The organism is Algoriphagus sp. (assembly GCF_046296635.1).
GTDB lineage: Bacteria > Bacteroidota > Bacteroidia > Cytophagales > Cyclobacteriaceae > Algoriphagus.
Genome location: NZ_JBKBKZ010000001.1, coordinates 338,445 through 350,928, shown reverse-complemented (window position 1 = coordinate 350,928; position 12,484 = coordinate 338,445). Strand labels below are relative to the sequence as shown.

Annotated in this window: 9 protein-coding genes; 1 reads left to right on the top strand and 8 read right to left on the bottom strand. The window is 42.8% G+C overall.

The window, feature by feature from the left end; genetic code table 11:
* Window positions 1–26 precede the first annotated feature (26 nt).
* Window positions 27–731, bottom strand: coding sequence for a pseudouridine synthase (locus tag ACK4HU_RS01560; RefSeq protein WP_409803074.1), 705 nt, complete (start codon window positions 729–731; stop codon window positions 27–29).
* Window positions 732–988: 257 nt separating this feature from the next.
* Window positions 989–2,200 carry a tRNA 2-thiouridine(34) synthase MnmA gene (gene mnmA, locus ACK4HU_RS01555; RefSeq protein WP_409803073.1) on the bottom strand — a complete coding sequence of 404 codons (1,212 nt, stop codon included), beginning with the start codon at window positions 2,198–2,200 and terminating at the stop codon, window positions 989–991.
* A gap of 182 nt (window positions 2,201–2,382) precedes the next feature.
* On the opposite strand from mnmA, the gene arfB reads away from it, so the two are divergent.
* Window positions 2,383–2,799, top strand: coding sequence for an alternative ribosome rescue aminoacyl-tRNA hydrolase ArfB (gene arfB, locus ACK4HU_RS01550; protein WP_409803199.1), 417 nt, complete (start codon window positions 2,383–2,385; stop codon window positions 2,797–2,799).
* 425 nt (window positions 2,800–3,224) lie between these two features.
* On the opposite strand, the gene ACK4HU_RS01545 is transcribed toward arfB, so the two are convergent.
* The 6 genes from ACK4HU_RS01545 to ACK4HU_RS01520 all read right to left on the bottom strand — a co-directional run bounded on the left by ACK4HU_RS01545 (window position 3,225) and on the right by ACK4HU_RS01520 (window position 12,396).
* Window positions 3,225–3,806 carry a DUF2911 domain-containing protein gene (locus ACK4HU_RS01545; protein WP_409803072.1) on the bottom strand — a complete coding sequence of 194 codons (582 nt, stop codon included), beginning with the start codon at window positions 3,804–3,806 and terminating at the stop codon, window positions 3,225–3,227.
* Window positions 3,807–3,892: 86 nt separating this feature from the next.
* Window positions 3,893–4,318, bottom strand: a complete 426-nt coding sequence (locus tag ACK4HU_RS01540) for a CHY zinc finger protein (protein ID WP_409803071.1) — start codon at window positions 4,316–4,318, stop codon at window positions 3,893–3,895.
* A gap of 54 nt (window positions 4,319–4,372) precedes the next feature.
* On the bottom strand, window positions 4,373–4,948 hold the full coding sequence (locus ACK4HU_RS01535; protein ID WP_409803070.1) for a DUF3347 domain-containing protein: 576 nt from the start codon (window positions 4,946–4,948) through the stop codon (window positions 4,373–4,375).
* Between the two features lie 116 nt (window positions 4,949–5,064).
* Window positions 5,065–6,834 carry an efflux RND transporter periplasmic adaptor subunit gene (locus ACK4HU_RS01530; RefSeq protein WP_409803069.1) on the bottom strand — a complete coding sequence of 590 codons (1,770 nt, stop codon included), beginning with the start codon at window positions 6,832–6,834 and terminating at the stop codon, window positions 5,065–5,067.
* A gap of 11 nt (window positions 6,835–6,845) precedes the next feature.
* Window positions 6,846–8,561 carry a TolC family protein gene (locus ACK4HU_RS01525; RefSeq protein WP_409803068.1) on the bottom strand — a complete coding sequence of 572 codons (1,716 nt, stop codon included), beginning with the start codon at window positions 8,559–8,561 and terminating at the stop codon, window positions 6,846–6,848.
* Between the two features lie 4 nt (window positions 8,562–8,565).
* Window positions 8,566–12,396, bottom strand: a complete 3,831-nt coding sequence (locus tag ACK4HU_RS01520; protein ID WP_409803067.1) for an efflux RND transporter permease subunit — start codon at window positions 12,394–12,396, stop codon at window positions 8,566–8,568.
* Window positions 12,397–12,484 lie beyond the last annotated feature (88 nt).

Below are 12,484 nucleotides of genomic sequence, written 5' to 3'. Positions count from 1 at the left end.
CTAAAAACTCGATTTGATTTAGAAGGCTATAAAATATCATTCGGTTTCCACGCCAATTCTTGCATGATTGTTCGGAAATGTACTGGAACCGGGCAAGTCATTGCAATTCTCTCGCCAGTTATTGGATGACTTATGCTTAGCTTCCAAGCGTGAAGCAAAAGATTGGCAAGTCCAAATTGCTTTTCGAAGAAGATGTTTTGCTTATTATCACCATGCTTTCTATCACCGATTATGTAATGGCGAATATGTGCCAAATGCCTTCGGATCTGATGAGTCCTTCCGGTCATTAAATCAACTTCGAGCAAACTGTACCTGCTGGTAGGGTAGCGACCGGTTGAGTTGAAAGGAATTTCCGATTCCGCAATGACTCTGTACTGAGTTTGTGCTTCCTGAAGTTTTCCGGATCGCTCACTTGTCAATGGATGATCGATCAGGTTTTCTTTTTCGGCAGGAACGCCTCGGACGATGGTGAGGTAAGTTTTCTCCACCTTTCGATCGCTAAACTGTGCCTTGAGCAATGGAAGAATGGCTTCATTTTTTGCAAAAAGTAAAGTTCCACTTGTCGCTCGATCCAATCGGTGAACCGGTGCAACCCATGAACCGATCTGATCCCGAAGTTGTATCAAGGCATTTTCTTCTTCACCAAAGGCCTGTCGGGTTCGGTGAACTAGCAAGCCAGCAGGTTTATCGATGATGATGAGGTGTTCGTCTTCAAAAAGGATTTCTAGCATTGAAGTTTTTTTAACCACGGAGTACGCAGAGGAAAATGGAGAGGGCGCAAAGATTCAATTTTGCTGCTAAGCCACAAAGGTTAAAATTAATAAAAGCCATATATGCGCAGATTACAATGCATCTGTGGCTTATTCAATCCTTAATGGTTTTAAATTCTCTGCTATCTTGAAAAGAAGGATATCAGTTTTTAGGATTGCAGTTCAATGAAGGGGTGGACCAAGAAACTCCTAAATTCTCAGTGTTCTCTGTGGTAAATCTAAAATATAGTCCCAGAGCCGATACATTCGTCTCCCTGATACCAAGCCACAAACTGCCCTGAGGCGATTCCTTTTTGTGCATTTTCAAAGATGACATACAATCCATTTTTCCGCATAATCAAAGTAGCTTTGGATAGGGGTTGTCGGTATCGAATCCGAGCCACATATTCTGCAGATTCTCCGAGTTTCAGAGCCAAATCTTCCCGAATCCAATGAATCTCATTTTTTTTCACAAACAAGCCAAAGCGATTTAATCCCGAATGGTCTTCTCCCAAACCGGTGTAAATCACATTTTCCTGAGTATCGGTTGAGATTACGAATAACGGCTTTCCGGTGCCACCAACTTGTAGACCTTTTCGCTGTCCCACTGTGAAATAGTGTGCGCCATTATGCTCACCCAATACTTTTCCCTGATCACTTGAATAATGAATCGGTAAGGAAACTGCATCTAATACTGCATCATCCCAATCAGAAGGTTCAATTCCAGCCGGGATTTGAAGGGTTTGATACACTTCCAAATTTTCAGGAATCTGTATGATTTTTCCTTTTTTAGGTTTGAGTTGCTGCTGAAGAAATTCAGGAAGACGCACTTTTCCGATAAAGCAAAGTCCTTGAGAGTCTTTCTTTTCGGCTGTAATCAAATCTGCCGCTTTGGCAATTTCTCTCACTTGAGGTTTTTGTAAGTGTCCGATCGGAAAAAGGGCTTTTGAAAGTTGCTCCTGTGAAAGTTGGCAAAGGAAATAGCTTTGATCTTTGTTGGGATCAGCACCTGCCAAAAGCTGATAAACAGGCTTCCCATCAACCTCGATTTCTCCCTTTTGGCAATAATGTCCTGTAGCTACAAAGTCGGCTTTGAGCTTTTGAGCAGCTTTCAGAAAAATGTCAAACTTGATTTCACGGTTGCAGAGGATGTCAGGATTAGGAGTACGACCTGCTTTGTATTCCGAAAACATGTAATCAACGATTCGCTCGCGATATTCTTCGCTAAGGTCAATGGCTTGAAAAGGAATGCCGAGTTTCTCTGCGACAAGCATCGCATCAGTAGAATCCTCCATCCAAGGACATTCGTTGGAGATGGTGACGGTCTCATCGTGCCAGTTTTTCATAAACATGCCGATGACTTCGTAGCCCTGATCGATTAACAATTTCGCAGCGACGCTGCTGTCGACTCCGCCGGAGAGACCGACGACGACTCTAGGTTTTGTTTGCATAAGTAATAATTAATGGATTCAAGGTCCATTAGGTTACGGGATGGAAACGCTTTTGTGGTTTGAATAAGTTCGTGAAGTTAGGGATTGAAAGGTCGAAAAATTGTAACATTGGAAAATTGATTGCGGTTACTACTAGAGCAAAATTTTCAAATTTTGTAATCTTCCAATTTTCCAATCCAATGATGTCTCTTGAAAAACGAATAGCCAACGGAGATTATTTACCCGAACTCCAATTTCAAACTGCCCGCAGTGGGGGACCGGGTGGGCAAAACGTCAATAAGGTGGAGACAAAAGTTCAGCTCAGTTTTAATGTAAATAATTCATTGAATCTCAGTGAGGAAGAAAAATTGACTTTGCTTCAAAAAGTGAAAAACAAGGTTGATTCGGAAGGAAATCTGAATCTTTCATGCCAAGAAAAACGGTCTCAAATCCAGAATAAGGAAATAGTGATTAAGAAGTTTTACGATCTTCTAAAATCTGCTTTTCACAAAAAGAAAGTTCGAAAAGCTACAAAGCCCAGCAAAGGGGCCATTGAAGATCGTCTGAAGACCAAGAAAGTGCAGGCGGAAAAAAAGGCGAATCGGAAATATAGACCTTGATTACAGAGACAAGAAGCGAGATACAAGAGGCAAGACACAAGATTTAAGCGTCAAAAGTGGTTATGCTGCTTCTCCGGAAGCAGCATAGATCCCCCAACATTGGGTTAAACCATTAAGAAATTAAGGGAATTAAGTTTTTGAGAATGGATCTGTGATTTTTGATACAAGCCCTTAATTTCCTCAACTCCCTTAATAGTAAAAAAAGTAAATTCCGTTATGCTGCTTCTCCAGAAGCAGCATGAATCCCCAGTCACTGAGCTCAAAAACCATTAAGAAATTAAGGGAATTAAGTTTTTGAGAATGGATCTGTGATTTTTGATTCAAGCCCTTAATTTCCTCAACTCCCTTAATGGTAAAAAAAGTAAATTCCGTTATGCTGCTTCTCCGGAAGCAGCATAGATCCCCAAAATTTATTCTTCCGAATTCTACTTGTTGACCACCTCAAAACTAATTTTTGTCTTGTCCCATGCCGTGCTAATTTCCGCCGTATTTCCAGATTTCTCGCTGACGGTGTAGGTGAGGGATTCAACGGTTTCAGGCAAGGTTTGAGGAACAACAGTAAGGCGAACCAAGTCTTCGGTTTGCTTATAATCATCGGCCAAGTGCATGTCCCAGACTTTATTGAGGATGATAGTCCACTCGTTTTCTCCAGGAATTGTGAAAAATCCATATTTACCAGCCGGGATTTCTTTTCCTCCAATCATTACAGTTTTATCAAACTTAATACTGGTCGCTTTGTGGGCCCCGGTCGACCAAACCTCGCCGAAGCCAACAAGTCCACCGAAAATTTGTCTTCCTCTCACACTTGGAGAAGAGTAATCGATGTGGATGTGGTTACCGCCAACGACTGCCATTGCTTCAGTTTTGGGACTTTTAGAGGTTGCTGTTGATGCTTCTCCTGCTTGATGTTGACTGTGATCTTCTGATGCGACTGAGTCAGATTCCGTCTTTGGAGCACATGAAAATGTGATTAGGACGAATAGTAGGAGGTAGGCTGAATTCTTCATTTCTGGGTAAATATGATGGGTATAATTAATAGCTTATTAATTGATGATTTAAATACTTGGCACATTAAACGTTGTACTTAGTACATCTACTTTGTTTCAAAATACAAGTGATAATGCTTGCTGCAACCTGGGTTAAATCCTGATTTACAGGTGGGACAGGTATTATTGGAGGCCATATAATCTTTGATCGTCAGCTCGTTGCCACAGACTCCGCAAAGAATTGCCTTTTGGTCAAATTCTACCTTCTGCCAAACTTGGTGTTCGTGATCAGCTTCCTCTTCATGGCAGGAAAAGCAGGGGTAATATTTATCGCAACATTTAAATTTGATGGCGATGATATCCAATTCTGAGTGCCAATGCACGCATCGGGTTTGGTTATCCACCGGTTTACCAAATACATTTACTCCACGGATTTGTGAAACTTTGAGCGGTTCCAGAACTTTTTCTTGAGCAAAAGTTTGTTCTGCCATGAAAAGAATCAATGAAATGGGAAATAGAATTTTCAGTTTCATTTTTGATGAAATTAGGAAAGCGAGCACAAAATAAGGCCCGCTTTCAAATTCAGATTAATTCAATTTTAGTGTTTCTACCACTCGACCACAAGTCAACATAGAACTGCCGAATAGTGGGTTTTTGATTTCTTCATTAGCACTTAGCCACATCCCTCCTTGGTTCTTGTTGTACATTGGGCAATACTGATGATAAAGCGGGCGATCTGATCCGGTGATTTTCAACATTTCTTTCAGAACCAAACTAAGTGACTGAAAGCTTTCACGTTGAGAAGCGATGTTTCCGTTTGCCAATTTTTCAGAAAACCCAGTTGCTTCAGCTTGAAGTCTTTGAACTTCCTGGAATTTATCGGCCGAAGCAGTGGAACTATCGTATTTTTTGAGCGCTGATACTAAATCATTGCTATGAGAGTAAGCCATTGGTTGATTATCATTTACCAAGGCATCTTTCACAGCTAAATAGGCCTCAATTATTTCAGATGTTGAGTTGGAACTGGTGACTGAAATTGCTTTTGCTGATGATGAATTTTCTGAGGCATGAGTTTCTTCATGGCTTTCGCTCTTGGTCGATTTTTCTCCGCAGGAGTTAAGGGAGAATGAAAGAATGGAGACGAATAATAGGGTACTTTTCATTTTTATGTAGATAAAGATTAAATTTTCATTTGATTAATGCTCTGAGTGAAAACACTCACAGGTACGTTAAAATGTAGACCTGCCAGGTTTTCAAAACTTGGCAGGTCTGAAATTGCTTAATGATTATGTCCTGTAGGAGCTGTGGAAGTAGAACTCCCTGAAAGATTCAACACGGGCTGACCTTTGAGGTAGGTTTGCTTGATTTCGCCACAAGTTAGCATAGAAGCACCGAAATATGGATTGCTGATGTCTTTTTGCTCACTCAACCAATACGCACCCTGATCTCCAAAGGCCATAGGGCAGTAGTCTTTATATACCACCTCCTTATTCAGTCCAAAGGTCTCAGCCATTTCCAAAATATGGAAAGAAAGCATTGAGAAATGTTTTCGAGCCTCTTCGATTTCTTTGGAAGTGAGAATTTTTGAATTGCTGTCTTTAATGCCTCGAAGCATTCCCATCCACAAATCGTGGGCCTGACCCTGAACCAAGCTCATATTTACTTTTTCTAAACTTTGATCGATTCCACTCAATGACTTTTGAGCTTCTGAAAGATTATCCTTTACCAAACCATTTTTTATTTCAAAATAGGCATTTGCTACCGCGGTAATTTGATTTCTGAATTCTTCTGAAACTTCCAATGATTTGGTCTCAGGTCGCTTCATCATGCTGTATTGACCGGAAAGCTGGGCAGCTGCATCAATGGCAAATACTCCATTGGTTACGATTTCCTCTCCGGCTTGCAGGCCTGATTCGATCAGGTAATTTTCACCCATTCGATTTCCCAATGTCACCTCTCGCATTTCGAAACCCGGGGTTTCAGAATTGGGTACTTTCACATAAACCACAGATCGCTTTCCGGACCAAAGCACTGCAGTACGAGGAACGGACACATCAGAAGAAGCATTTTTCGCAGCCGTTTTGATGCTTGCCGTGACAAACATTTCTGGTTTTAACTTATTTCCGGTATTGGTGATTTCCGCCCTTACTGATGCCGAACGTGTATTTGCATTGAGCATGGGGTCGATGAATGTGATTTTTGCCTTGAATGTCTCTGAAGAGTTTCCCGCAACAGTGAAGTTGATTTCATTGCCTTGAGAAAGAAATGGCAAATCCGACTCGTAAGCATCTAAAAGCACCCAAAGCTTATTCAAATTAATCACGGTAAAAAGCACCGAGCCGGTGTTCACATAATCTCCAATTGCGATGTTGCGTTGGGTAACCACACCGGATTGATCTGAAAGGATGTCAAATTGCTCACGAATACTTCCACTCTGCTCGATTTCTGAAATTTGACTATCGGTCAGTTTCCATAGTCTAAGCTTTTCTTTGGCCGCATTATACAACTGAGGGAAGGTCGCCTTACTTTTCACTGCTTCTAATAATTCACGCTGAGCGGTCATTAATTCGGGGGAATAGATTGTTGCCAATTTTTGACCTGCCCTGACCTGTTCACCTGTAAAAGTGACAAAGAGTTTTTCGATTCTTCCTGGAAATTTGGCGGTAACTGATGCATTTTCCCGCTCGTCTGCCTGGATTTTTCCTGTAAGAAATAATTCACCGGAGGGATCAACCCCATCAATTTTGGTGGTATGGACTTGTGCCATTGCAACAGCTTCGGGAGTCATTTCAAAGACCATGGGATTGGAATTTCCCGAAGTGGCCTGTGTAGCAGGAATCAAATCCATCCCACAAATCGGACAATCACCCGGTTCGCCCAACTTGATCTGAGGGTGCATGGAGCAAGTCCACAGGGTATTTGAGGAGGATTCAGATTCATCCGCGTGACCTTCGTAAGATGCAGAAGGTTTGATAATCCAACCAATCAGTCCTCCAATAAAGAGGGTGATAAGGATCAGTGTAAGTTTATTTTGAAATAGCTTGTTCATGTCTATTCACTTTAAAAGGTGAGGGAAGAAGAAACCAAAGCTTCCAATAGGGAAAGACTTTGGTGTAGTTGATTGAGTGCGTTTAGGCGCTTTAACTGGTATTCCAAGAGCTGTTGTTGCGCTTGAAGTACTTCTTCAAACGATGCATTGTTCGTTGAAAATGAAGTTTCCAAAAGCTGTATTTGTTGCTTCACCAATGTTACTTGTTGATCATACAGTCGGAGATTACGATCACTTTGTTCCCAATCACGAAATGCATTTGCCCAATCCATGGCGAGGAGATTTTCTGTTTTTTGCCGGTCATGTTGCGCGGATGCTTTCAGGTACTCGACTTCCTTGATTTTAGAATTGATTCGCTTACGATAAATGGGTAAGGAAACAGTGACCATTGGCATGACCATATTTTCACCGCCCATGAACATTCCGTTTTCGGGCCTTGGAGCGAAGGTCATATAATTGACACCTGCACCAAGCATGGGTTTGCCTTCGAGTCGCGCCATTTTTGCCTGTTGATCATATCCTGCCATTTCTGCATCATACATCGCCAGCATGGGGTTGTTTTGACGGATACTATCCAAAATTTCCAGCTTAGATACCGTTAATTCAGGTTTTTCAAGTTGAGAGGGCAGTTGTATTTCCGTGCGGATATCCCGATTGAGTAGCTGGTTAAATTTGATATGAAGTGGATCCAAATTTGCCTGAAGCTGCTCGATAGTGTTTTCCAATTCAATGATTTGCATTCGTATTTGAAGTACAGCACTCATTCCCGAGGGTGAATTTGCCATTGATGTAGGTTGCATCCCTGATGACATTGGGGATGGGCTTGTCATACTATTATCCCTTCCGCCCATAGTATTCATCCCCGAAGAACCCGCCGAACTTGAGGAAGCAGTGTTGGTTTGTGGCAAGGATTGGGATGGACTTGGGCTAGAACTTGAACTTCCAACTTGAAATCGTATCAAGGCCAAATCCTCGTATTTTTTGAAATACTCAAGATTTTGCCGAGAAATTTTAATCTCCTCCTGAAGTCGGATGAGCTCATACCAAGTGGATTTGACTTGGAAAAGCAGTTGGTTTTTTTCCTCAAGGAAAAGCTGATACTGTGCTTTTGCCATTTGATTGGCTTCTTCCTTCTGAGTTCCAATCATCCCAAACCAAGGAAACATTTGCATCAGCCGGAAGTCAGCTGTCTGAATTCCCATAAATCGCTTCATCGGTCTAGGGAAAACCCCAACTTGCAGCTCTGGGTCCGCTAAACTAGGTTGATTGACTCGTTCGGCAGCAGCTTGATAGCGTGCATAGGAAGCTTTCAAGCCGGGATTGTTTTCGGCGGCTTGAATGAGGTAGTCATCGAGGGATTGAGCTTGGATTGTAAGTGGTGATCCGTAAAGGGTAAGAAGTAAGAAGAAAGTCAGAAAGCTAAGGTAGAAAGTCTGAAAGTTTGTTTTCTTGGCCGAGGTTTGTGTCTCCACAAACCACCTCTTGAAAACAGTTAGTGTTGACACTAATTGTGGCAGAATCGATGAAATAATTTCCCGCCGATAGACGCAGAAAAAGTCGCAGACCAGACTGCCGTCAGGCAAGTTTTTCACAGATTTCTTCGCCGAGGTTTGTGTCTCCACAAACCTCTTTGAAGGCGCAGTTAGTGGAGACACTAACTGCGGCGAGAACGATACCACAAATCTGAAATCTGAAATCTGAAATCTGAAATCTTTTATATTTTCCATGACCTTATGCGTTTACTTCCTCGGTGAAGACCTCAGAATTGTTTTTCAATTTTCGCTCGGCCCACCAACAATACAGTGTAGGCACAATAAATACCGTGGTGACTTCCAGGATCATTCCACCTAAAGAAGGAATGGCCATGGGAATCATGATATCGGAACCTCTTCCCGTAGAGGTAAATATGGGTAACAAAGCCAAAAAGGTGGTTGCCGTGGTCATAATGCAAGGCAATACCCGTCGCTTACCGGCTTCTAGCACTGCTGCACGTACCTCTCGGACCGAACTCGGTTTGTTTTCTTTGAAGCTTTGATCCAAATAGGAAGCCACAACGACACCATCATCGGTAGCAATACCAAAGAGAGCGATAAATCCTACCCAAACGGCAACGCTTAGATTGTACACTTTCATTTGAAACAAATCCCGGAAGTTTGTGCCAAACAGGCTGAAATCCATAAACCAATTTTGTCCAAAAAACCAGATCATCAGGAATCCTCCTGAGAATGCCATTGCAATGCCGGTGAAGACGAACATGGTTGTTGAAACGGCCTTGAACTGGAAATAGAGGATGAGGAAAATCAATATCAAAGAGAGAGGAACAACGATGGCCAGACGATTCTCTGCACGGATTTGATTTTCGTAGGAACCTGAAAATTCGAATCGCACACCATTTGGCACCGTCAATTCACCAGAATCAATTTTCCCTTGTAAGTAATGTTTAGCATCCTCCACAACAGTGACTTCAGCGAATCCCGGCATTTTGTCCAGCAAGACAAAGCCCACTAAGAAGCTATTTTCCCCTCGAATCATTTCCGGTCCAGGCCTATAGTTGATTTTGGCTAATTGTCCCAAAGGAATATAATTCCCTACGGGTGTTGGGATTTGAAGATTTGCAATGGCATCCGGATCATCACGGTACTCACGTGCATAGCGAACACGAATCGGAAAGCGTTCCCGACCTTCTACAGTTGTGCTGAGTTGCATGCCACCGATCGCCGTCTCAATGAAATCCTGCACGTCCACCACATTCATCCCATAGCGGGAAATCTGATCACGATCAATTTCTAACTCCATATAGGGTTTGCCTACAATTCGGTCTGCAAACACAGCTTCTTTTTTGACAGAGGGAACCTCTTTCAGGTAGCCTTCAAGCTTTAATCCAAACTCCTCAATTAATTGCAGATCAGGACCATATACTTTGATACCCATAGGAGCCCGCATGCCTGTTTGAAGCATGACAAGTCGGGTTTCTATGGGCTGAAGTTTGGGTGAGGAGGTGACTCCTGGTAAGCTGATTACACTTATTATCTCATTCCAGATATCATCTGGATTACGGATATGAGATCTCCATTGGCGGAAATATTCCCCATCTTCGTCCTCAATAAGGTCACTGACTTTGATTTCGTTTGGAGTCATTTCGGTAGGATCGAAAAACGACCCTTCCTTCAATTCATATTTTCCTTTTTTGATTTTGAAGCGAAGTCGATTACCATTTATATCTGTGGCGTATTCGGTTTTGTAATTGATTGTGTTTTCAAACATGGAAATCGGAGCCGGATCAATTGCCGTTTCGGCACGACCAGCTTTTCCCACGACCATGTCCACTTCAGGAATGGCAGTCACCAGCATATCCAATTTTTGAAGCACCTCTTTGTTTTCCTGCATTCCCGAGTGAGGCATCGTGGTCGGCATGAGCAGAAAGGATCCTTCATTGAGCGAAGGCATAAATTCTTTGCCCAGTCCAGGAAATGTGTGAGTCATTCCAGACCATAGGCCAGTCGTGCGAATATTGACTCCCACAGCGTCAAAAGTTTTTGGAACAACCCCAAAAACTCGAGGGAAACCTAGCCAGATAGTAATTCCCAATAGAATAACGACTAAAGGAAACAGCATAAAGGTTCCTTTATTTGCCAAACACCAATTAAGAATGCCTGGATATATTCTGATAAATCCTGTAAATCCTCCCAAAACCAAGGCGAGGAGTATGGCGATGAAAATGAAGTTGGTCAAAGTACTGACGGTCACGCCCAATGGCATCCATTGCTGTGTGAGTAGCCAAGCGACAAATACCAAGGTGACTGCAATGACGAGTAGGTTTTTGTGTTTCTCTACCCGATCAGGGAAATGATTGGCCAAAGTATGAACCAAGCCGTAACTGAACAACAGCCAACCTGCCCATGACCAAAGGGTAAAAGCGACGATTGGACCGATAATCAACAGCCCATAATTCAAATACTGCCCAATTTTTCCTTTGGCACTTTTCATGCTGAAAACCCAATGGGAAAAAGCTGGCATAATCAGCAAAGTGAAAATGACTGCCGAAACAAGAGCAAAAGTTTTGGTGTATGCCAATGGCCCAAATAGCTTGCCTTCTGCAGCCTGAAGTGTGAAAACCGGTAAAAAGCTGATGATCGTGGTACTGACCGCAGTCAAAATCGCACCAGAAACTTCCGCAGAGGCCATGTAAACAGTTCTGAGTTTGGATTGGCCTTTAGGCGCCATTTCCAAATGACGCAGGACGTTTTCATTGAGAATAATTCCCAAATCCACCATCGTACCAATGGCAATCGCGATACCTGAAAGTGCTACGATATTGGCATCCACCCCAAAGTACTTCATGAAAATAAAGCACATCAACACGGACATCGGCAATAAAGCCGAAATCAGGAGGGATGCCCGTAAGTTGTACACCATCACAATGATGACTAGGATGGTGATCAAAATCTGAAGGCTGATGGCCTCATACAAGGTTCCCAAAGTCTCATAAATAAGGCCAGTCCGATCGTAAAAAGGAACCAAAGTGACTTTGGAAATGGTACCATCGGCAAGAGTTTTGGTGGGAAGACCCTGAGAAAGCTTTTCGATTTCTGCCTTTACGCCTTCGATGACTTTTAGCGGATTGTCGCCGTAGCGGGCGATGACAACTCCGCCAACAGCTTCAGCACCACTTTTGTCCAAGATACCGGACATGTTTCTGGGTTGAGGACCGATGTTCACTCGCGCGACGTCTTGGATTCGAATTGGGACGTTGTTGGTGACTTTGACTACTGCTTTGTCCAGGTCTGCCAATTCCTCCACATATCCCAAACCCCGAATAAAATAATCCACTCGATTTATTTCGATTGTGTTGGCAGACACGTCAAGGTTGGACTTTCGGACAGCTTCCATCACATCCATCAGTGTGACTCCATTTGCCTTAAGTGCAGCTGGATCGACATCGACTTGATATTCTTTGACATATCCACCAACGGAGGCTACTTCAGCGACTCCTTGTACGGCAGTGAGCGCATAGCGAACATAGTAATCTTGAATGGTACGTAGTTCGTGAAGATCCCAGCCTCCAGTGGGATTGCCTTGAGGGTCACGACCTTCGAGAGTGTACCAAAAGACTTGTCCCAAAGCAGTGGCATCCGGACCAAGTTTGGGCTGAACATTATCGGGTAAAAGACCTGAAGGGAGGGAATTGAGTTTTTCGAGAACTCTTGATCGACTCCAATAGAATTCGATGTCTTCATTAAAAATGATGTAAATGCTCGAAAACCCAAAGGCCGAACTGGAACGAACGCTTTTCACTCCTGGCAAACCTAAAAGTGAAGTGGTCAATGGATAGGTAATCTGGTCTTCCACATCCTGAGGAGAACGACCCATCCATTCGGTGAAGACGATTTGTTGGTTTTCACCAATGTCAGGTATGGCGTCAACTGGAACAGGATCTCTTGGGAGAAATCCTACATTCCAATTAAAGGGTGCAGTTACAATTCCCCAAGCTATAATCAGCAAGAGAAAAAGAACTGTAACCAGTTTATTTTCAAGGAAATATTTAACAATTCGATTAATCATGATTCCAGGATTTAAAACAGAGAATTGAACCTAATGCTATTCGGCAATGGGTATTACTGTAGGCAGGACATCTTGCCCAATCCTTGGA

What these genes read in the sequence shown, in the direction of transcription:
- ACK4HU_RS01545 (WP_409803072.1), bottom strand. Translation starts at nt 3,806, where the DNA reads ATGAAGAATTCAGCCTACCTCCTACTATTCGTCCTAATCACATTTTCA.
- arfB (WP_409803199.1), top strand. Translation starts at nt 2,383, where the DNA reads ATGTCTCTTGAAAAACGAATAGCCAACGGAGATTATTTACCCGAACTC.
- ACK4HU_RS01540 (WP_409803071.1), bottom strand. Translation starts at nt 4,318, where the DNA reads ATGAAACTGAAAATTCTATTTCCCATTTCATTGATTCTTTTCATGGCA.
- ACK4HU_RS01535 (WP_409803070.1), bottom strand. Translation starts at nt 4,948, where the DNA reads ATGAAAAGTACCCTATTATTCGTCTCCATTCTTTCATTCTCCCTTAAC.
- mnmA (WP_409803073.1), bottom strand. Translation starts at nt 2,200, where the DNA reads ATGCAAACAAAACCTAGAGTCGTCGTCGGTCTCTCCGGCGGAGTCGAC.
- ACK4HU_RS01560 (WP_409803074.1), bottom strand. Translation starts at nt 731, where the DNA reads ATGCTAGAAATCCTTTTTGAAGACGAACACCTCATCATCATCGATAAA.
- ACK4HU_RS01525 (WP_409803068.1), bottom strand. Translation starts at nt 8,561, where the DNA reads ATGGAAAATATAAAAGATTTCAGATTTCAGATTTCAGATTTCAGATTT.
- ACK4HU_RS01520 (WP_409803067.1), bottom strand. Translation starts at nt 12,396, where the DNA reads ATGATTAATCGAATTGTTAAATATTTCCTTGAAAATAAACTGGTTACA.
- ACK4HU_RS01530 (WP_409803069.1), bottom strand. Translation starts at nt 6,834, where the DNA reads ATGAACAAGCTATTTCAAAATAAACTTACACTGATCCTTATCACCCTC.